This is a genomic window from Mesorhizobium sp. M2A.F.Ca.ET.046.03.2.1 (assembly GCF_003952425.1).
Taxonomy (GTDB): domain Bacteria; phylum Pseudomonadota; class Alphaproteobacteria; order Rhizobiales; family Rhizobiaceae; genus Mesorhizobium.
On record NZ_CP034449.1, the window covers coordinates 1,141,000 to 1,162,207 of the forward strand.

The following is a 21,208-nucleotide window of genomic DNA, read 5'->3' on the forward strand; positions in this document are numbered from 1 at the left end:
CTTCGCAATCGATCCATCAGACGATCGCCGACAGTGGGGTTCACCTTTGGCAAATGTATCGAAACTGCTCCATACGACCACCGACCCGGAGACATTTCTGGAGAACCTGACGCTCGACACGTCGGACGTCGAGAAGCTTCGAGAGGCGCGTCTTTATGTCCGGGCTTTTCTCAAGGAATGGTTCGCCGCGCGGAGTCGGCAGGGGCTGGGCTTCGTGATCGAACCCAGATTCTTCACTCAAGGGAGCGTATCCTACAAAACCATCAATTATCCGATCTATGTGCCCAAGCAGCAGATGGACATGGACGATGGGTGCTATCTGCCACTTAACTTCGTGCGCGGTGCTCAGCCGAGCGACGCGGCAACCCTCTTCTTCGCATTCATCGATGAAGCGCTGCGCCATCTAGCGAAGGAAAAGGGCTGGCGATTCGTCGAGAAACCGACGTGTTGCCGGCTCGTCATCGCAGATGACGCTCACGTGGACATTCCCCTATACGCCATTCCCGACCGAGAATTTCAAACGCTGGAAAAGGCGGCGCATGCCAGCGCTGACATGGTCACTAAGCGGATGGCGGCCGGGGACACGGCACTGAAGTGGGAGGACCTTCCGGCCGACAGTGTCCTATTGGCTCACCGCGAGAAGGATTGGATTGCATCCGATCCGAGGAAAATTAGGAAGTGGTTCGTCGACGCCGTCGAGGTACACGGCGAAATCCTACGGCGAGTGTGCCGCTACCTCAAGGGCTGGCGGGATTATAATCATCCGACCCTTGATGGCGTGTCGTCTATCATTCTCATGGCCTGTGCTTTCGAGGTATTTGAGGAGATGGGGCGTCGCGATATGCCCACGCGGGAGGATTTGGCGTTGCTCACGGTCGTCGAGCGGCTGCCAAAGCTGCTCGAAGGACCGGTGCTCAACCCTGCCGATCGTAGCGAGAAGCTAGATGCGAAGCTTGACAGCGAGCAGCGCGAAGTCGCCATCGCAGAAGCCCGGCGCCTGCACGCTAACGTCCGGGAAGCGGTTCATCACTCGGCGAACTGCCAGGAGGCTGTCGCCGCCATGCAGGAGGCATTCGGTGACCGGATTCCTAACCGCCCCGACCTCGTGAACATCGCTGAAGCGGCTCGCGCTGAGGTGCGTTCCCACGCGCCGAAGATCGTGGCTGCTCCGACTGTGGGCCGTTCCACTAGTGGCTGATGAAAGGGATATTAGGCGCCGCATTCATGACGCCTTTTCCCAGCGGGAGTTCAAGCGTGATTGGGGCAGCGGTACCTACGTAGGATTGCTCGATCCGACCGACCTCAAGATATCGGCCACAGTCGAGGTAACGGACCTCAACTTCGTGCGTGCACCGACGATCCGGCTCGCAGATCAAGCAGACATCAAGCGGACGATACCTCACCTGCTGAGCAGCGATTTGTCGCTTTGCTATTTCGAACAGGGTGCCGTCATTCTCGACCGTTACAATCCAACTGGCACCGTGCTGCAGTGCCTGGAGCAGGCCGACAAAGTACTCCGCGACGGTATGCGGGGTCGCCTTGACGCCGATTTCGCCGATGAGTTTCAGGTCTACTGGGGACTGGTTCCGGTGATGATTGACCTGCCCGTGGGCTTCACTGGGGACGCCAAAATCAACGTCAGCGAGCCGGACGGGAGGGGCGAGGCCCAGATCGTCCTGACGCGCGGAGCCAGTTGGCTGACAAAGGCGCCGGATCCTGGCAAGGGCAGGTATAAGCCGAGCGAGGGTTTGCCATGCCGGGTCGTGAGAACGAAAAAGCGCCTCACCATCAATCCGGACGGTCATTGGCCGCCTGACACTCTCGCGGACTTAAACGTCTGGCTCAGATGGGTCGACCCGGGTCTAGTGGGCGCTATCGAGATAGCGCTCCGACAGTCCCACGGCAGCGTTCAATATCTCGCCATCGCCGCTGCGAACGGTGTGTTCATTGCCCGGATCGAATTGCCAAAGGGCTTCCGAACGCCTGAGTTTTTGAAAACCCGGCGAGCGGCGCTCCCTTATCTCTTGGAGCGCTTCGCAAGCAAGATCGGGGTGGACAGGACGAGTGGCTACCGGGCTGACCCGCAATACGTATTCGGACGCAACATGAGCAGGATCAAGAATCTCAGTGGCAAACGTATCCTACTGATCGGTTGCGGAACCATCGGCGGATTTCTGGCGCATCAGCTTGCTCAGGCGGGCGCTGGGGCGCAAGGCGGAAAGCTCACGCTCGTCGATCGTGATACCTTGAAAACGGAAAATCTGGGGCGGCACCTGCTTGGAGCGCCCTATCTTGGGAAAAACAAAGCGGAAGGCTGCGCCGCTTTCCTCTATGATCAACTGCCTATGTTGTCGGTCAGCGCAGCCGCCGGCGACGTGTTTGACAGGGACTTGGCATTCAACCGCTTCGACCTGCTCGTCGATGCAACTGGAGAGGAGGCCTTGTCGATCGCTATAAACGACAAAATCGTTCGCTCGCGGCCGCATGCACCTGCGGCCTTGTTCGTTTGGCTTATCGGCAATGGAGCCGCCGCGCAGTGCCTACTCGTCTGTGGCCCGGACGGTGCCTGCTTCAAATGCCTGAAGCCGGCACTGAATGGCGAACCTCGATTCCGCACGCTTAAGAAGGGCGTGGAGACCGAGGTCGAACGCAACCTGGCGTGCGGCGATGCTCGATATGTACCCTTTCCCGTGTCGCGGTCGGTCGCAGCAGCTTCGCTGGCTTGCGAGGCCGCAATTGATTGGGTGAATGGTGTGAGGGAGCCAACCTTCCGATCGGCGACGCTGGATCGACATAAGGCATTCATGGTGAAAGACGCTCTCCCCGCTAAGGCTGCGAATTGTCCAGCTTGCGGCCAGGAGGCCTGACTTGATCCTGAGCTTCGCGCGCGACACCTTGGTCGTAGTTGAAAATCATGTCATCGACGCGGTATCCGCACATGCGCAGACAGGGAGGGACGCAGCTGAGGCCGGCGGCATCCTTATCGGAAGCTATCGCGGCCGCCATATTGATATTTGCGAATGTACCGTGCCAATGCCCGCAGACCGACGCCTGCGCTACATGTTCGACCGATTGGATACAGGCCATGACCGGGCCGCCAAGGAGGCGTGGCGGAAGAGCCAGCGCACGGAAACCTACGTCGGGGAATGGCATACCCATCCAGAGGACTATCCGTCCCCATCAGGACTCGACCTCAGAACCTGGAGCAATGTGATGCGGCACCACCGAGAAGGTCCCGTCTTGTTCCTGATTGTAGGCAGACGGGGATATTGGGCCGGTCTAGGTTGCCGCGGCACAGTTCTGCCCACCCAATATGCCGATGCGGAAAAGGCTGAAATTCACATCGCCTGTCAAACGCCATCCGGAACTGCCCCCTTTGTGTCATGAAGAACTGCCCCCCATCGGGTTCATGATGTCGGTTGAAGGTTTGTTCCGTCGGTGACGGGCCGGAGGGAGGCGGAGCCGACCGGAGGCGTGGAACAGAAAGGTAAGTTTCTCATGTCCACCGGTGAAACCCCAGCATTCACCTGACAAAATAAGTGAGTCGAGGGGCTGAAATTCCATGGGCTGCAGGGGGATGCCATCGGGCAAATCATCCTGTACCTGACGGACGAGGGCGCTCCGCCGTCGACGGCCGGACCCTTTCCGAACACGAAGAATATCCACATTCGGACTATTCACTTGTCGATACCAGACTGGCTGGCTGACGGGCCTTTTCTATTGGCCGAGTGACCTGACAATGCGGAGAACCTGCCGATCAAGAACACTCGGAGGACCTCAGCTGAAGCCCGAGCTGCGAACGGTTTGAACCTATCATCTTTCTTCGGATCGGCATGGTCCATGACGCCTTTGATCACGATCCACCGCTCGATTCCGGCGCTTCGGGCCACCTCTCCGATGACAGCCGCCTCCATTTCAAGCCCGAGAACCGAACGCACGCCCATGCGGGCGAGCATGTCCCAGGTTAGGCCGTCCTTGACAACCACATTTCCACTCGCAATTGGGCCCCGCTTGATGGCAAACGGCAACCGCGCGGGCGGGTCCACATCCATGAGTATCGAGCGTCGAACTTCGTTCTCACCTTTGCTGGTTAGCCGAAGAGCGTCGCCCTCTACAACGACAAGCGCATCGGCTTCGAGCGCTTCAACGGCAGCGCGCCATTTGCCCGGTTCGAAATAGCGTCGCCGAGCAGGATGCCTCTTTGGGTCACCCCCGCCATTGAGGCGTTCCATGATCCAGAAGCGTGCATCGGCATCGGTCGGACGTCCGTAGCTCGGCGTCGCTTCGGCGGAGAGCGCATCGGCTGCCCGTAGCCAGTCAATAGAAACAGGCGACTGTCGATGATCGCCGGTGAAGCCGCACTGATCGACCTTGCCCTCGTCATACTGGTACGTCATTTCGGAGACAACCACGTCGCCCAGCGCTAAATCCGCCGGGTTACCCGCGCACACGCCGCACATCACCAAATACCTTGGTCGTAAGCGCTCCGCCAACATCATCGCCAAGGCGCCTGTCCGGTTGGCCCCCATTCTCGTGGGCTTTGCCAAAGCCAGAGTGAACAGTGGTTCACCACCCGAAAAGAAGGTTCCAGCGAGATGGCAGGAACTGGAATCCTCGCGAAGGCGCCACTCGCGCACGCCGTTGTGCCCCGGCATGAGCGCCGTAAATGCGACTTTTGCAGCTACGAACTCTTCCTCTATCGCTGTAATCAGCAAAACATCCGTCCGCTCCCCGGCTATGACCTCGCTCTCCGCTTGCGTCCAACGTCGGAGCCGGAAGTGCCCCTTTGATAATTGACTCGTCCAATAATTTCCGCGGAGTTCGTTACCATCTTCGTAGAACCTCAATATAGCCGCGCCTTTGTACGGGCCATCATTGTTCACTTCAAGAAACTTAGGCTCAACTTCGTACAAATAATGAAGTACTGGACCACTCGAACCCTCACGTCCGTAGCGTGCGAAGATTGTGCGTGAGTCCGAGTTCTTGGATTGCACCTCCATGCTGATCCCGTTTGAGTCTTCGCGAATGATTGCGGCGGCTTTGACATCGCCGGTTTTCTCCCCACGCTGCCATGTAATGTTCATGCTCCAGCGGCCAGCAATATTCGGAAGGTTTGCATCGCCCAACGCGTGCACCACAGAACCATTATTATTCGGGCTCATCGGTCGCCTTGTCAAAAGTTGTGAACCTCGCGGCCTCTCTCGAAGACCGCCACGCCGTAATGCGTACTAGCCACGCCCGCCGCGAGGACAGCCGGTAACGCCGAACCGAATCGAGCAGCCCAATAGCGCCCGCCCCCATGCACCCGTGGCCCCGCTGCGGCTTCGTGCGCTATCGGTGGTGAGAAGTAGACGGATAGTCTCAACACGCGGAAATCAGACGAGAGCACATGAAACCCGTCATGGTAATCAGACGTCAAGCGCGAGATTTCGGTAAGAATCTTAGTTGTGCACGTATCGTTCGACGGTTCGAACGCCGGGCGGAGTGGCATGATGGGCAAATCGTCGGGAGCATTGCTCACCAGCACGCCTATGCCTGAGAATAGCTCTCCCCCCGCGCTTCTGACTTCATTCAGCAATTCTTGCAATCGTCTTGTCAGCATCACAGCTAGCGGTTGAAAAGGGCCTTGACCAGCGTCGGGCGCCACCTGGAAGGGAATCGAATGTCACTTTGGTGCAGCATTTCATGATATGCAGCTGTTAGAAATGGTTTGCCGTCGAGATTTGAGCACACTTGGACCCTATTCAAGTGATCCTAACGTATCGTGGCTGCGGTTATCGATATTGCCATCCCGCACGGCCCGTGCCGGCCGTAGCGTGGCCAAACATGACCATAGCAGAGCAGATAGCGCCGCGGAACAGGCCACTCGAAGATGAAGATTGAGCGGTGGCGTCCAAGTTTGTTCGTTTCCCACCGTGGAACGGATCTGGAGGCCGGTCCGCTTTTGGGCAGCGAGTCAACGTCCGCAATCGGTGCAAAGTACCGGGATGCTCTGCCTCGCGTATATGGCCTGCCGGGCACCATTTTGGCCGGCCGTCAAGAACGCGATCTTGGCAATGATCCAGGGGCAGCGATCACCGCCTCGCCCTCTACCGTGCCAGCCTCCCGTACGGCAGAATGTAGAGGTTGTTTGGTTCTAAAGGGTCACGGATGCGCCGCCTGATTGTTCGATACCTGAATGCCGAGCGCGAAACCTGGCTTGCGAAAGCTCCCCTGCTCGGCTGCGGCCGTGAAATAACGCACAGACGAAGCTCGATAGAGCGATGCGCCTTCGCCACCGAAGAACCTCATGCCTTCCTGGCTTCTGCAGAGCGCCGCTGGGGCTAAATGACCGAGGCGTAGTTTCGGAGTTCGGTCACCGTTTTGGTGAGCCCTTGCCGCTCGAGGGTATCGAGGTATTCCTCTGCCGTTCTCGGAGGGTTTTTCAAACGTTTACGACAACGCTGGGCCGCTACCACGACGGCGGCTGTATTCAGGCCAAACTGATGGAACAGAAATTCGTCCGGATGCAGAAGCTCTATCTGGAACTTGGCGAGATAGTCACGCGGAAAGTCTTTCAGATTGAAAGTGATGATGGCGTCACAAGCCGCATGGATAGCGGCTGCGAGAACATGTCTGTCGTCACCGTCAGGTAGTTTTAGACCCTCAATCAGGTCCTCGTAGCCTTCAACCGTGCAGTCAGGCACTGCCTGGTTCATCAGTTGTTTTGTCCGCAAAAGCTGCTCGGGCTTAAGGTCCTCGCGATTCTTAAGCACGTTGCGAATCCATTCGTCATGGATTTGTTCAGTCCATTTCGCGCGAAATAGCCCTCCCGCTGCAAGCTCCATCAGGAAGTCTCGCAGCGGGGCCGGGTATAATACGCAAGCGTCGAGAATGACGGTGTAACTGGACTCCCTAATAGCCCATCCCCAAATCCTGCGCTTGGGCTGCGAGTTCATCCATTACGCGCTGACGCTCTTCCTCAGTTGACCTACGGAATGCATCTAAATCTCGGAATTTGACCCGTCGATGAGTTCCTACCATATGGAACTTGACCTTACCCTCCTCGAGGAGTCGAACAAGATAAGGACGTGACACATTCAGGTAGTCAGCAGCCTCCTGTGTGGTCAGCTCGGCATGGATTGGGAACAGGGTAACGGCATTACCCTGTGCCATTTCGGTGAGCAAATGATAGAGAAGATCGTTCACTGCCTTAGGCAGGCGCAGCATCTCTCCCCCATCCACTTGGATGCGCAATTCAGCATCCTCGTGCTTGGCTCTAGAAAGGTGGCGGCTGGCCTCCGCAGCCAATTCGGCATCGTCGGCCGAAGGCAATATCGGTCGTTCGAGCAGCGTAGTCATGGTCGTCTTCCCTGTGTTCCACGGATATAGCACCACGAATCAGCAATCGCAATATCCGAAATAACCGAAACAAATGAACGAATCGTCGCCCTTTTTGTTCCCATTCCCAGAGAATGGCCAAGGACGAGCTTTGCATCCGACGTTAACGCATGACGCTCGTGTTTGGTGCAGGTCTTTGCTGACGTCCGAACGTGCCGCCCAGGAAACAAAGAGGAGAGTTCACCACGTCCGAGATAAGTCGCCGCATCAACGAACTACGAGAGCTGACTGATGCGCAACACGAAATGGCGGAAGCAGCCCGCGACTGCGACAGAGCCAATCGAGCCGAGGAAGGGGCCCTAGCTGGCCCACGCCTACTGGCCGCTCAGGAGGGTGATCGCTTGGCTAGGGCCGGATCTGCTGGAGTCGAGATATGCGGCGAACTCGACCCGGAACATGTCCCGGCGCTTCTCCGCTCGACAATGTGGAAGGCATGACCGACCCGCGCGCAGCCGGTCAGCCCCTCAGATCACCCGAAGCTCGCCGGCCGACGTTTTTCCGGAACGTTTGTCCTGCACCAGTTCGTAACTGACCTTCTGCCTGTCTTGAAGCCACGTAGGCCGGAGCGCTCCACCGCAGAAATATGCACGAATACATCCGGGCCGCCCTGATCTGCTGAATGAAACCAAAACCCTTTTGCGATTTGTTGTCTTAGAGATCGAGATCAACGCGTTCCGACGCAGGTTTCGCAATCTCAGCCATGCGAAGTTTGTTGATCCTCTCTAGAAAGGTCTCCTCTCGACCCTCGCCCATGTGTTTCTGCACGAACCTCAAAGCAGCTGCGTTACTGCCGTACACGTAGTCGGTGGCATTGTTCACAATGTGCTTATTAACCGCTGTCACGAAGTCCCACGGCCGCTTATCAAACAGATGTCGCCTGAACTCTTCCGTCTTCGTGGCTATGAAGACCCGGTGGGGGCCAATGGGCAGGATAATGTGCGCCTTAGGGCCGGTCATCCCGACAGAGGCAATTATCGGACGATCTGAGGTGACGAATTCACGCTCGCCATAGACATTGCTCGCCGTCCACTGCAATTGCCCTATGGCCTTAATCGCAGCTTCGACTTGGATCATGCCGCTTAACGCGATCATCGCAGCCCTCTCGTCAAACGTCGGCCCGAGCAGCCTTAGATAATCCTCCACCGTTTGGGGGTTGCCCATCATTCCGGACCGCTTGAAAGCGGCCTGCAAGCTTGGGAGATCCGAAAACCAATCGTGCTTGACGTAGTGCTTTAGCCGTCTGATATCAGCCGGCATGCGCATCATCAGCGAAAGCAGGTATTTGATCCACGCTACCGCTTCCTTGGGCGTCGCATCGCTATCAAACCTCCCCATCATCAGACGCCGCATAGCAGCCGCCGCTTCCGTGTCGACCGGTCGAGTGAACTCTGTCTCGAAGAGGTTCGCGACCTTCTCCGGCAAACCCTCCACGGCATAGAGGCCGTTGATGTAACCAACGGCACTCGGATGTCGGCGCAAGGCCTTGACCTCCTTGTCGTTTGGCCTCGGCCTACTGAACTGAACGACGCGCCCATCAGCACCAGCCCATTCCTTCAGGTAGAACACCGGAAGGAAGTGGTGCTTGTTGGGATAGTTCTGCTTGAACTCCTTGCGCATGCAGCGTCTATATCGTGCTATACCCTCCCCTTGATACGGCCACTGTCGGCCGCCGAGCACCGATCTCGCGGAATACCCGGCCTGCCGAAGGTCAGCGCCACGCGGAATCTCGGCAGCTCGTCATCTCGAGTCAGGCATGCTGGCGCTTTTCGAGGAAATATCTCCAGGTCGGTAGCTGACAAAAAGAGAAATAAGCTGGCGGGTCGGATCGCTCCAGCCCGCCCTTCTCATCAACGCAGCACGCCGTTTTTCTTTGCCATCCATGTCGCGATAACATCCATGAGTGCCGAGAGGCAGTCATAGGGCTCAAGGCCGAGCTCCCTGAGTTTTGCACGGATACCATCCATCTCAGATGGATTTACACCGCCTTCGATCACCGAAGATACGAAAGCTGTGAAACCAGGTCCGGCCAATTGCCGTCTTCGAACAAGTTCCGGGTGGCTAAAGGACGCCGGGAGAACAGTCGCTGAGAGAGCACTATGCCGACGCGATCGCCCAATTTTCAAATGCTGCGGCGACGAGTGCAGGACCGATGGCTCGGCGCTCGCGTTTCGATCTCTCGATAGCCCGGTCGATGAAGTCCATGGTGCTTGCGCCCGGCGCACGGGCGATATCGTCGACGACCCGCGGCTGGCCCCCGATGATGCTGAACTCCCGATCATCACGTTTTATTGTCTCGATGGGTACCTCGATCAAAGCAGTATACTGAGCCGCAGCCAGCTCCAACGTGAGAGGCGCAAGAAGGGTGTCCTGCCTATCCACGACGGCGTCGTCCTCCCAGCGTGGGATGAAGAGGTTCGCACCTGGAGTTGAGCCTAATGCCAGGAAGTCTTGGTATCTTTCGATCCAGTCATAGAAATCGGACAGGAGAAGTCTAGGCTTTCTCGTCCTGTTGTGCCGATCGATAGCAGATGCCATCCGACGAAGCATGGGAGCAACCGGAATCCAGTTTCGGAATGGTCCCTTTTCACCCTCTGCGGCCGGCAATTCCAAGCTTGCGGATCCAACTTCGATCTTCAATTTTTTCTTCGAGCGCGCTAGTATCGCACCGACCTCGATCATCGTGACTGCCTCGTCCAATCCGACAGAGCGGGATCCGTCATAGTCAAAAATGATACCTGCCCGCTCGTTCGCGAAATCGAGGTTCACCTCAAAGAAGTTGTTGGCAAGTCGTATTGGAGCTTTCTGTCCCCCTTCGACGAAGGGCGGCACCACATACATCTTGACCGCAAACTTGGTCCAAGTTCCATCCTCGATGTCCTGAAGTTCAATCGATGCGGCCATGAGTGGTGGCGCGTCAAACTCAAGGATCGCCCTTTGGAAGAAATCGGTATCGTTGTCGAGGGGTATGCCAAACCGCCGGCGCTCGAGGGTCAGATGCTCGATATCGATTTCCCGCCGTTTGCCCAGGAATAGGTCGTGAATCTTATCGTGCCCATCCTCTCCGGGAACAAAAAAACTGCCGAGGATCGAGCCATCTTCAAAGCCACACGTCTGCCGCTCGCGGATCTTTGTTTCTATGTAAGTAGAATACGACCCCGAGATCATTACATTGAGGGCGTCCGATAATCCCTCGCCGGCGTTCCCCAGTTCAACGGCACGATCGAGGGGTACGGGAACGGTTATCTTGTGAAGCTTGCGGTTGCCGCGGGACTCTTCCCGTCTGACCCGGCGCAATGTTTTATGGATGATAACCTCATCCACCGGAACGATCATACTACGGGTCGGCAGTCTGCTCCCGCCGCCGAATTCAAGCACGACGATGGCAGCTGGAAGATCTGCGTCCACCAGATGCTTTAAAGCCGAGAGCTTGATGCGGGGTGCCTCCCCGGCCCGATCCGTCGATTTGACCTGGACGAGAAACTTCGCAAGGTCGTTTTGTCCGTCGAGCGGCCGGTCCGACGCTCGCACAGGTTCCCGTTCGAGAAGAAAATCCCAACCTAATCTGTCGACCGCGGACTTCTGGGCGCGAAACCCTTCCGGCTGGCACCAGCTGAGAAACTGGTTTTCTCCTATTGTGCCGACATCACGCTCGTCCATACACTCACTTCTCCGGAACATCATGCGCCGAGCGGCGTTCCTAACAGCCCTCTTCGCTCACTATGTCTCGCCGCGCTGTTAAACGTACCTCGGCCTTCGCCGCCGAATTCACCGCTCCAGCCTCACCCTCAACCGCCGCGCCCGTTCCTTGAAGGCTTCCTCGCCGCCTTCCAGAATGTCGCAGACCTGCTTGCGCATGTCGGCATCTTCGAGGCCGCCGGAAACATAGGTGATTGGCGGCAATTGGCCGAGGGTGTGGGTGCCAGCATTTGCAACGATGATCTGGTCCGCGTCCGTGTTTATAACGAGATTGGCATTGTGCGTGACCATGATGACCTGGCGCTTCGCTTTGGCGACATGAACAGGCTGACGAGTTCATCGAAGATGGATTTCGGATCGAGATTTTCCTCCGGCTGATCGATGATCAAGGGCCGATGATCGCTTTCGTCGAGCGCGAGATAAAGCAGCAGCAGGACTATGCCGCGTGTGCCCGGCGAGAGCTTGGTGATGTCCGTACCCTCATAGTCGATCCCGTACTCGATCTGAATGTGATCGGTGCTGAACAGCCACTTGGCAAACCGCATCAGCCAGGCTCGGTATGCCGCCTGATCATTGGACGCCACGTTGGCGACAGCGAGCAACTCGTCCTGCCAGGCCTCGGTGAAGCGCTGGATCGCTTCGTCAACCACGGCGACGTCCCCTTCCTCCCACGCCTTCCGCAGATTGGTGTTTGCCCACTGTTCGAGTGTGCCCTTGCCCTTGAAATCACCGGCGCGGCGAAGATCGAAGAGCTTCTCGCCAAGCGAAGCCCATTGCTTCACATCGGCATGCCGTTTTGCGGAAAAGGAGAGCTTCTGCAGCGTGCCCTTCGCGGTCTGAAGGCGATCAACCAATGGCTTATAAAGGTCGCGCAAGACTTGTTCTTCGGCGATGATCGAACCCAACACGCGAAGATAGGTTTCCCGCCGCTGCTTGCTTAGTTCAGCCATCCGTTCCGCCGCCCCTTCGCAATCCGATAGGCTTTGGCGCGTGTTCTCGATCTGCGTATTTTCTTCCGCGATCCGCTTGACAAGGTTGCCGAACTTGGTCGCTGTCTCGGTGTCGATGTTGATGAGCGCCTGTAATCGCACTGCCTCTGCCTCAAGGACTGCCAGTGGCATTTTCTCGGGATCGGCATCCGCCGCGAGATATGATTGGTTGGGGTCGGTCAGAGGCGTTGGCGCAACGCCGCGCCAACCAGCCGCGTTCTTGCGCGCGGTGTCGATCCGGGCCGCAAGCGCAGCATCGACGTCACCATGATATTCGAGAAGGAACGCCTTCCAGTCGGCGTCATCCAGTCGAGCAGCAACGAAACTCGCCTTGGTCTGGCGGAGCGCTTCGGGCGCCTTATTCTGCCGGAACGCTTTCACCTCATCCTGAAGGGCGAGAAGAGACGTTTCCTGATTTGCGAAGAAGCGTAGATAGGAACGGACCTTTTCGGCCGCGTTGGCGATGATGGTGAGACGGTCGGCGCGCGCTTCGCTGCCTTTGACAATGAGCTTGTCCCGATCCGCTTCCAAGCCCTTGACCGTCTGTTCCTTTTGGGTGAGCTGCTGCTTGAGCCCCGGAATCTGGCGCCTTTTTTCACGCTCGAGACCGATCCCATCCGACAAGGTTCCGATGGCCTCTTCCTCGCGCTCACGAGCCAGACGATGTCGTGTGGCGCGCAGATCGAGAAGCTGATCGAACCGGAATGTCCCATCCTTCTCTGGATGCGCCTCAAAGATTACGCGCTCGATCTCTCTGAGCAGGGCATCGGTTATGCCATCGGCTGAGCAAAGTTCCTCGACGAACTTCTGTGAAAGATATCGTGCCCGGGGAAACCGTCCGTCCAGTTCTGGATCGTATTCATAGTCGAGCAGATCGCGCGACGAAGGATCGCCACTTCCCCAATCCAGCTTAACACTGGCGCCGTTCAAAAGGTCTCCGGCGCGAACGAGAAAGGAAGCGGGGCTGAGATGTTAGGAGGCCGCATCGCAGCCGGCGGCGATGGCGTCAGCAAGCGCGGTCTTGCCGGATCCGCGAGCACCGATGATCGCGACCAGGCCGGGATTGAGCTCTATCGTTGGTGTCACCGCCCAAGCGGCATCTCGGATCGCCACGCGGGAAATCACCTGCGACGGCGTCGCCCGAATGGGAGGCGCCGCGCCGACGAACGCTCGCCCAGCTGGGTCAATCACGGCTTGGCGTAAAGAATCGAAATGCGCTCCGCCCTTAACCCAGGAGTAACGATCGCCATCCGGCGCGCCGATTTTCCCTGTCTCGTGCGCGTCGCTGCCATGCAGACATGGCTTAAGAGCTCCATACCGGTAACGGATATCATCGGGGCTGGCGCTTGCCTTTCTGCCCAACCAGAAATCGCGTTGAGTGGCACTGCTGGCGAAGATGACGTCCGCGAACCGCTCGACCTCTTGTCTTTGAGCGCCCTCCGCCTCACCCCGCATGCCGGACGTACCGTCATGTTCGCTGCCGGCAACAGCGATGAGAATGTTGTTTTTGGCCCAGTCGATGGCGCGATAGAGTTCCGCCAATTGTTCGAAGCTGACCTTGAATTGGGTGCCCCGCGGGCGAGCGCGGCTCGTCCCGCCAGGCCGGCGTCGATTTTCGAACCGAGGCGCGCCAATTCGTCGGGCGTACAGGCGAACCTGTCTCCGGAATATTCAAAAGTCAGCTGTGAGAGGAACCGCTGTGTCGCGCCGATGTGATCCGGATCCTCGGGACTGACGAGAAGATGGCAATTAACCCAGTTGCCCTTCACCGTCCCGAAAGCCAAACGCAGCTCGACATTCGGAAATACGAGATCGACGCCGGCGAGACGCCCATCACGGTACTTCGCATCGCGAACTCGCTTATAGGTATCGAGCAGATAGTAGTCGGTCACACCCAGCGCGCGGATCGCAGGCGTTGTCGCCTCGATTTTCGAAAGATATTGGTCCCAGGTGTCCGAGCCTTTGAACTGGTCATTGAGCACCGTCCCCGGCGCATGAATATGTGGCTCCCACCGGAGCCATCGCGATCCCGAGTTTCCCACATTACCCCCACTGCACAATCGATTGTCTCTAAATGAAGCCAGCCCGCCGTCAGGAGGCTGGTTCCGATCCCCGTCGCCGTTCTTCCGAGCTCTTCAGCAGCCGAACGACATTGGGATGCATCCCTGCTTCCTCGGCACGCTTCCAAGCACCCTTATCCGGCCATTTCTCATTGACGGCCAACGGATAGTTCGCCAGCCACGCATCCATGTCGTATCCCTCAGCCGGCAAAGTGACTTCGACATCCGGATCTACAGAAAGATGCTCTGGCAGGAGATAGGTGAACAGGTTGCTGGGTAGTCCTTCGACGGAGCGGAGGCGGAAGCCAGAGCCGGTCTTCGTCAGTATCGCGCGTGCCTCGCCGAAGCCGGCGCCTACTGCACGCAGGATCGTGTCGTAAGTCATGACCTGGATCTGTTTGTCGGCGCGCAAGGCGGCCAGACGCTTTCGCCGGGCTTCGTTGCTGTCTTTTTCGGCTGAACGGCCGATGACCAGGACACATTCGAGCGATACGGCGTTCCGGCGCATGCCGGGCGGAACGAGCAGATGTTCAAGCGAGTCCAGAACAGTTCGGCGGTTTTCGTTCCAGAATTCCCGCCATACGTCGACCTGCGCGATCGCGTCGTTCATCTCAGCGGTGAAGCCGACATGCTTGCTGGATTGGGTGAAGAGCTTCTTACCTGCGTCTTCGAGTTCCACAAGAACGAGTTTCCATTCATCCGACGATTTCGCCAGATAGGCATAATCGGCAATTCGCTCCCCGATCGGGAATTTGGAAATAATGCTGTTCAGGTGAAGACGGTGGTTGAGCAAACCGGGCGTCGGCAGAAAGGTCGTATGTTGCTCGAGGAAAGCCTGTATGGCGTTCTCTTGTCGGCCGGGTTTGGAAAGCAACGCCTTGAATTCTTCAATATGCTTGTTGTCGACCAGCGATTTCATGAATGGATGCCCCCTCTGAAGTGCGACAAAGCGTTCGCGTGTACAAACGAAATTTGCAACAGATTTCCTTGCCCATGGGTGAAGCTCGAACTTGGCGGTCGCGGGGAACCTCGCCGAAAAGAAACGGCTACCGGTCGGACCGGCACGAGCGAGAAACTCGCATCTATGTGACCCTGCTGCTCATGGGGGCCGAACTCGCTGCATGTACATGCCGCATGGGGCAGGCCAAAGGATAAGGAGCTCGGAATACCGGACGCGTACGAACGGTCAAAGCGCTTTTACAGACCAACGCGGCGTGGCGGCCGGCTTTGTAGCTCGTATCGCCACAGCGATAGGTGTCCATTTGAGCCGCTCGCCACGTTTGCCTGCCAACTCCTTCGGTCCTTCTACCAACAGGCGATCTGCGGCGGACTCGTGTTCCAGCTTAGCGGCGGCAGTCGCCTGGTTCGAACCGTGGTTCCGATGGCGTTCCGAAGCATTGCTGATGCGACGTATCTATCGAACTGTGGCGGAACCTCCACCAGAAAGTTGAATCCAGCAACGTTCGGCAATTCTGTCATAGCCCCACCCAACGCGATAATGCGCGGCGTGACCCAAGCAATCAATCAGGGATTTGGAAAACCCACTAAACCGGTGCCATTGGTCATTGAGAAAATCGCCTCGACAATGTACCTGCACAGATTGCACAACACGGGGGATCACTGGAACTGATGAACAATAAGGGAAAGCAGCATGACCACATCCGTTCAGCAGCAAGAGAACGGCGATCTCATATCACTCGCCGCTGACATAGTTTCGGCCTATGTGTCGAACAATCCGGTCCCAGTAGCGGAACTGCCAAATCTGATCGGTGATACTCACGCTGCCTTACAGCGGATCGGTACGCCTGATGCCGAGACTGCCACCCCGCAGGAGCCGGCGGTTTCGATAAAGAGATCGGTGACACCGGATCATATCGTCTGCCTTGAGGACGGAAAGAAATTCAAATCTCTGCGACGCCATCTCAACGTCCACTATAATCTCACTCCGGATGAGTATCGGCAGAAATGGAAATTGCCTTCTGATTATCCAATGGTGGCACCGAACTACGCTGCAGCCCGCTCTGCACTGGCAAAAGCAGCCGGGCTGGGCCGAAAGCCTTCAGGACCGCTCGATGAGCCCAAGAAAAAAAGCGGAGGCCGTACCGCGGCAGCAGCAACTAAGTCATCGGTTGCAAAGTCGCCTGCCAAAAAGCCGCGTGTTCCCGCATAAGGGCTGCTCTCGATAAGGGCACGGGACGGCGCGAGGAGCGAAAGGCCCACGCCTTTCCTCCTCGATCGCCCGATGGAACGTGCGGGATTCCACACACGCTCACGCTTTGGAGTTCGGTCAAACGCCACGACAAGGACATCGACAGTACGACCGCCAAGTCATTCGAGGTCGACGACCTGAATTATGAAAGTGCAGCTCGCGCGCGCCTTTGGCTGTTCGGCGAACAGGCGCGAAATGAAGACGTCCGAATACAGGTCACCGCGCGAGGTCTCCCCGCGGTCTAGTCATCGCGCTTCCGCGTGCTCGGTCTGCCGGAGCGTTCGCCCGTCATGATCCGGCGCGTCCGGTGTTCAACGGAATCAATTGTTCCGATCCCCTCTCGGCACTTGCCACAGCTCTCGAACATGTCGATCGACGTGCATTCGGCAGGATCGTCACCGATGTGGCGTAAGGCGCTTCATAGGGCGCGTTCGCGCCCCGAAATCCTGCTGTGCGGATTAACGACGCCACGGATTTGCGGGGAAAGCCGTCGCCTGCGCCCGAGCCTGCGGTCTCGGCCGCCCCCTTCTGCGGGTCCGGCTGCCCGGCAACGCCCCGCCAAGAGAGTGAGAGTGCGGAGCACTCGCTCGCAAAGAGTGAGATGGAAGACGTGAAGACGTACGTGGAAGCCGGGCGAGCGCATGAGAGTCTGCCGGCCGGCACTGAAGGCAGGTTATATCGACGTGTTCAAATCTATGGCCGCTGCCGCCAGCCGTGACGAGTCGATAGACTACCGGCCATCTGCGATCTGCAGGCTGAATTCCGGCTGCGCAAAGCGGAGCCGCCGCTTGATGAGATCGGGGAGGAGATGGCGGCGATCACAAAGATGACATCAAGGTGTATCGCAACCTGGCGTCGGAACAGATTGACAAAGCAGGCGGTGAGATCATCGAAGCATATTTCGCGGATTTAGATAAACGGCAGTGAGACGGCCAGACGTTGAAATCCCTCAGCCCCTTGGCTTGTTCGCTGGCGATCTCCTCATTCGCAGCGTCGAGTACCTGGATGCGTTCGAAGTGCTGGTGGAGCCTGCGCAGCCCGTGCGCCATTTCGCGAGCCACTTCCTCTTGGCTCACTCCTTGGAGTTGGCCCTGAAGTCGTTCCTTGCAGCCAGCGGGACGTCAAAGGCCGACATCTTCGATCTGGGACACCGGCTCAAAAGGATACTCAAGCGGTGCAAGACCAAGGGGCTGCCCGAGGTCAATTTGCTTTGCGAACTGGTAGCGCAGATGGAGCCGATGAATAAGCTGCACGATTTTCGCTACCCCGCGGGTTATCATTTGGTGCTGCCCTTCACGGACGAAAGTCTCACAGTTGTGCGTTCCCTCCACCGAGCGATCGCCCCGAAAGTCCAAATGGAGCGTGTGAAGGCAACGCTTCAGTTCGCGAGTGACACGCGACACCTAATGGGAAAGAAGGTCGCTCGACTGACCGCGATCTTTGCCGCCACTGCCTTATGCCGCCCTCGCCTCGATCGCCCTCCGGCGGGCTTCCCTAGGGCGAGGGACACCTTTGTCCATGAATCCGCTACAATCCCTGATGAACTTGGTGTCGGCACTCGATGGTGGGGAAAATGAGCGCTCGTCTTCTGCGCATGGCGCCTTCGGTCATCGCCGCGGTGACTGTAGCCCGCGCGGCGCACTCCGAAACGCCGAAAGAGGCTTATGAAGCCTGTCTTGCCGCCGCCATGAACAAGATACTGCCAACTAATTGCGGCCGCCCCGACGTGATCGCCAGAATGATAGCGTTCCAGTGCAATCAGCAACTGCTGGCGCTGGTGGGATCTATGCCTTCGGCGAAAACCGTCGACATGGCTGCCCTCCCGGTAATGGGCTCTCCCGATGAGACCGAGGAGATAACAGCTTACAACAATGGGTTCGCATGGAGTGCATAATTAATCAGCCCATGGCCGTCCCGCTCTACATCGCCGCAATCGGCCTTGCGATGCTCGCCAGCGCGATCTGGTCTTTTCGCCGTGGTAGCTTCCTTGGGTGCGCGGCGTGGCTCCTGATGGCTGCGCTATGTGCTTATGCGCTGATGCTGTCCCCGGCTCACTCAGGGCCGGCCAAGACCCCCATCGCACGTTGCACAAGCTTCCTGCGCGTGTTCGTGCTCCCCCTTCATGGAGGGCTGAAATACAGCCTCATCAAGGCGACACAGCAGGGAGATCCGCCGACCGTGACGATCGAGTTGAGACCCGCAACAAATTGCGTTCTCCAGGTCGACCGATCGGCGCCTGCGAGTTCGACCGAGATCGGCGCCATATCAAGTTTGTATACGTTGGACGGACAGCGTAGCCAGATCATCTACGACTAGGAGAGGCGCGTTTACACCGCCTCCGCGTCCGGTGCGCTCTGGCGCTTCCCTGTGGCCCACTGCATGCTGGCGCAATCAAAGAGCAAGGATCGTCTATGCCCAAGGGAGCCGACTTTCAGGATGATGATATAGTGGTCATCTCGCGCGACCCGCTGATAGGCAAGTTGCTGCTGATCACGGAAGATGACGAAGAGATCGAGCTTCACCTCGAGAGGGACAGCGCCGAAGCATTGGTTGGCGCGCTGGCCGCCTTCCTGGCCGAAGGCGAAGGCAAGGATAGGCCGAGAAGGCTCACCTGAATCCTACGCCGCCCTCGCCTCGATCGCCTCTGGTGGGCTTCCCTGGCCAGCGCCAGGGCCCCTACGGGTGATCGCGACACGGCCCTAAGCACCGATGGTGTCTGCCATAAGGTACCAGCCGGCTGTATGAACGCCAATCCTGCCGCTCCAGCCATGGGAGGCTTGACGGCCACTGACAGGGTTGCGAGCACCAACATGAAAAACGTCGACGAGCGCATGAGACAGAAACGGGGTTCCTCGCTGCAGCGGCAACTCACATTGGCGTGAGTTCCTCTCGCCGCTGTCCTACACCGCTGAAGCGTCCGGCGCGCTCCTGCCGGCGGCCTGAATTTGGGCAACCATTCGCGCCTGCACGGCGATGCGCACCCGGTCGAGCGCTTCCTGCTGCGCGCTCCCGCTCGAGCCGATAGACGTCGGGCAGCGGTTGCCAGTCGGCTGGCCTGTGCTTCATGCACCACTGCGGCCGGCGATAGCCCCAGTGCTCGATCGCGACGAGCTCACTGCCATCGAACCAGCACGAGACGTTGAGCTTTGGGAAACGCAGCACCCGGGCCAAGTCGCCCAGAGGCGCAAGCGACGAAAAAATGGCCCAGACGATCCGGTTCGCGATCTTTGCGGCGTCGGCCGCTCTCGCTGGCTTGACCTTTTCTGTCCTGCATTCCTTCTGGACGTGGGCTACGCCGCTCCTGTCGTTTCCGCACGGCATCCCGGCTGACCGTGATACCCAGAACCCGGCCGACGACGGCGCCTTTGATTACCCGGATAAATGTAAAGGTTCAATAATTGCTGAATATTCCACCGATCAGTTTAATAGGGATTTTTCTTCCGGACCATGGCCGACACAACAAGTTAATCTGATGAGATTCTGGTGTGGCATTGACGATGCTGCCAAGGCCGCACGAGATGTCCAAAAGGTATCCGATCGAAAAGGAGGTCCGCACGGAACCTCGGTAATCCAGATTCCCTGTTAGAAGCTCGACGCCTTGCCCATGAACCTTCGTCAGGCCTTCGCGGAATAGGCTCAATTCAGTGCGGCAACACACTGAAGACTGCGACCACAAGAACCGCGGCGACCAGCGCTAGAACGATTGCAGCGAGCCGTATGCGTTTGACCCAGACTTGGCGAGCGGATCGAGCGGCCATGCCTGCGGCTGCGCCAGGCAGAAGGCTTGCTGGAATCGGTGCTGCAACTGATGGGGCTGGCGCTCGCTGTCCCCGATCATACCACCCTGAGCCGTCGGGCGCGGACATGGCAATCGCCCAACAAACGGCATGATCGCCAGGTTCCGCCGGAGGGACCAGTGCATGTTCTTGTCGGCAGCACCGGCGTGCAGGTCTACGGCGCGGGTCAGTGGCTCAAGGAGAACCACGGCGCCAGATCCCGTCGCAGTTGGCGCAAGCTGCATCTGGCACTGGATGCCGACAGCGGCGAGATCATTGCCCATACCCTGACTGATCAGGCGATGTCTCTCAAGTTGAGCCACTACTCGACCAGATTGGCGGTCCGATCGGACAGTTTACTGCTGACGACGCCTATGACGGAAAACCGACTTACGACGCAGTCATCGATCATAGCGCTGCCGCCGCAATCGTCATTCCGCCTCGCGTCAACGCGGTCGAACCATTCGACGATAGACCTTCCGGCCAAAGGGACCAGCATATCGCCGCAATCGGCAGAGACGGCCGGATGAAATGGCAGGTCTCCAACGGTTATGGCAAACGCTCGCTGGTCGAGACCGCCATAGGGCGATACAAGTCCACCATCGGGCGGCGTTTGCGGGCACGGTCGCTTCCCGTTCAGAAGACCGAAGTCGCCATCGGCTGCGCCGTCCTCAACCGCATGCTTGCCTGCGCACGCCCCGAAATCCGCCCGCCGCAAGGCGGCCACGGCATAGTCTGCCGCTTCAAAGATCGACATCCCTCAAGTCCGGACCCATGCACCAACGCCACGTTGATGGAGAAGATCCAGTACGTCGGTGCAGGCTTTCAGAGTTTGACGGAAGCGATCGACACCACGTCGCCGGAAGAGGGCATGATGATGCAGTTGTAGGAGCGTTCGCCGAATTCGAGCGCGCCAAGTTGCGTGAACGCACAAAATATGGTCTGGACGCCGCACGAAAGGATGGCCGCATTGGCGGGGCGCCGCCCCAAGCTCAAGGCGCGCCAAGAGCAGGAGATCGTGAATTTGGTGCGCACGGGCCAAAAGCTGGGCGATTCAAGGCTTCGTATCGAGCAGGCCGCTGGCAGGCGGATTGACTA

The 21,208-nt window shown here is 58.2% G+C and carries 17 protein-coding genes and 4 pseudogenes; 11 read left to right on the top strand and 10 right to left on the bottom strand.

Annotated features, from left to right (window positions below; translation table 11 throughout):
- Positions 1 to 46: 46 nt before the first annotated feature.
- Genes EJ072_RS05535 through EJ072_RS05545 form a run of 3 tightly spaced genes read left to right on the top strand, consistent with a single transcriptional unit; the run spans position 47 to position 3,387 of the window.
- A complete protein-coding gene (locus tag EJ072_RS05535) occupies positions 47 to 1,198 on the top strand; it encodes a cyclic GMP-AMP synthase DncV-like nucleotidyltransferase (RefSeq protein ID WP_126078902.1) in 1,152 nt (383 codons plus the stop codon).
- Complete coding sequence (locus tag EJ072_RS05540) at positions 1,191 to 2,867, top strand: ThiF family adenylyltransferase (RefSeq protein ID WP_126078903.1); 1,677 nt, start codon at positions 1,191 to 1,193, stop codon at positions 2,865 to 2,867. The genes EJ072_RS05535 and EJ072_RS05540 overlap by 8 nt, the downstream gene beginning before the upstream one ends.
- A gap of 1 nt (position 2,868) precedes the next feature.
- Positions 2,869 to 3,387 (top strand): Mov34/MPN/PAD-1 family protein, encoded by a 519-nt coding sequence (locus EJ072_RS05545; RefSeq protein ID WP_189343224.1) that lies wholly within the window; start codon positions 2,869 to 2,871, stop codon positions 3,385 to 3,387.
- Between the two features lie 290 nt (positions 3,388 to 3,677).
- Here EJ072_RS05545 and EJ072_RS05550 read toward each other — a convergent pair whose 3' ends face one another.
- From EJ072_RS05550 to EJ072_RS05590, 10 genes and pseudogenes are all read right to left on the bottom strand, one after another.
- Positions 3,678 to 5,162 carry a hypothetical protein gene (locus EJ072_RS05550; protein ID WP_126078905.1) on the bottom strand — a complete coding sequence of 495 codons (1,485 nt, stop codon included), beginning with the start codon at positions 5,160 to 5,162 and terminating at the stop codon, positions 3,678 to 3,680.
- A 982-nt stretch (positions 5,163 to 6,144) separates the two neighbouring features.
- Positions 6,145 to 6,291 carry a hypothetical protein gene (locus tag EJ072_RS35825; protein ID WP_189343225.1) on the bottom strand — a complete coding sequence of 49 codons (147 nt, stop codon included), beginning with the start codon at positions 6,289 to 6,291 and terminating at the stop codon, positions 6,145 to 6,147.
- A gap of 32 nt (positions 6,292 to 6,323) precedes the next feature.
- Positions 6,324 to 6,938: a PIN domain-containing protein gene (locus tag EJ072_RS05555; RefSeq protein WP_126078906.1), complete on the bottom strand. Its 615-nt coding sequence runs from the start codon at positions 6,936 to 6,938 to the stop codon at positions 6,324 to 6,326.
- Positions 6,895 to 7,341, bottom strand: a complete 447-nt coding sequence (locus EJ072_RS05560; RefSeq protein WP_126078907.1) for a helix-turn-helix domain-containing protein — start codon at positions 7,339 to 7,341, stop codon at positions 6,895 to 6,897. The genes EJ072_RS05555 and EJ072_RS05560 overlap by 44 nt, the downstream gene beginning before the upstream one ends.
- A 503-nt stretch (positions 7,342 to 7,844) precedes the next feature.
- Positions 7,845 to 8,023 (bottom strand): annotated as a pseudogene (locus EJ072_RS05565) (cold shock domain-containing protein).
- Positions 8,024 to 8,031: 8 nt separating this feature from the next.
- Positions 8,032 to 8,997 (bottom strand): DUF4238 domain-containing protein, encoded by a 966-nt coding sequence (locus tag EJ072_RS05570; RefSeq protein WP_126078908.1) that lies wholly within the window; start codon positions 8,995 to 8,997, stop codon positions 8,032 to 8,034.
- A gap of 230 nt (positions 8,998 to 9,227) precedes the next feature.
- Positions 9,228 to 9,407: pseudogene (locus EJ072_RS05575) on the bottom strand (aldehyde-activating protein); the annotation flags it as partial.
- 67 nt (positions 9,408 to 9,474) lie between these two features.
- Entirely contained in the window at positions 9,475 to 11,037 is a 1,563-nt protein-coding gene (locus EJ072_RS05580) for a hypothetical protein (protein WP_126078909.1), read from the bottom strand.
- Positions 11,038 to 11,145: 108 nt separating this feature from the next.
- A pseudogene (locus tag EJ072_RS37475) lies at positions 11,146 to 14,107 on the bottom strand (TrlF family AAA-like ATPase).
- Positions 14,108 to 14,156: 49 nt separating this feature from the next.
- A complete protein-coding gene (locus tag EJ072_RS05590) occupies positions 14,157 to 15,044 on the bottom strand; it encodes a Shedu immune nuclease family protein (protein WP_126078910.1) in 888 nt (295 codons plus the stop codon).
- A 732-nt stretch (positions 15,045 to 15,776) separates the two neighbouring features.
- On the opposite strand from EJ072_RS05590, the gene EJ072_RS05600 reads away from it, so the two are divergent.
- From EJ072_RS05600 to EJ072_RS37480, 8 genes and pseudogenes are all read left to right on the top strand, one after another.
- Positions 15,777 to 16,295: a MucR family transcriptional regulator gene (locus EJ072_RS05600; protein ID WP_126078911.1), complete on the top strand. Its 519-nt coding sequence runs from the start codon at positions 15,777 to 15,779 to the stop codon at positions 16,293 to 16,295.
- A 1,001-nt stretch (positions 16,296 to 17,296) separates the two neighbouring features.
- Positions 17,297 to 17,911: a hypothetical protein gene (locus EJ072_RS05605; RefSeq protein WP_126078912.1), complete on the top strand. Its 615-nt coding sequence runs from the start codon at positions 17,297 to 17,299 to the stop codon at positions 17,909 to 17,911.
- Entirely contained in the window at positions 17,908 to 18,228 is a 321-nt protein-coding gene (locus EJ072_RS05610; RefSeq protein WP_126078913.1) for a hypothetical protein, read from the top strand. Before EJ072_RS05605 ends, EJ072_RS05610 begins: the two co-directional genes overlap by 4 nt.
- Positions 18,229 to 18,239: 11 nt before the next feature.
- The gene (locus EJ072_RS05615) at positions 18,240 to 18,650 is read left to right on the top strand and encodes a hypothetical protein (protein WP_126078914.1); all 411 of its coding nucleotides are present in this window, start codon (positions 18,240 to 18,242) and stop codon (positions 18,648 to 18,650) included.
- Between the two features lie 95 nt (positions 18,651 to 18,745).
- The gene (locus EJ072_RS05620) at positions 18,746 to 18,949 is read left to right on the top strand and encodes a hypothetical protein (RefSeq protein ID WP_095811644.1); all 204 of its coding nucleotides are present in this window, start codon (positions 18,746 to 18,748) and stop codon (positions 18,947 to 18,949) included.
- 584 nt (positions 18,950 to 19,533) lie between these two features.
- A complete protein-coding gene (locus EJ072_RS05625) occupies positions 19,534 to 19,920 on the top strand; it encodes a hypothetical protein (protein WP_126078915.1) in 387 nt (128 codons plus the stop codon).
- 174 nt (positions 19,921 to 20,094) lie between these two features.
- A pseudogene (locus EJ072_RS05630) lies at positions 20,095 to 20,813 on the top strand (IS5 family transposase); the annotation flags it as partial.
- 71 nt (positions 20,814 to 20,884) lie between these two features.
- Complete coding sequence (locus tag EJ072_RS37480) at positions 20,885 to 21,205, top strand: recombinase family protein (RefSeq protein ID WP_348639277.1); 321 nt, start codon at positions 20,885 to 20,887, stop codon at positions 21,203 to 21,205.
- Positions 21,206 to 21,208 lie beyond the last annotated feature (3 nt).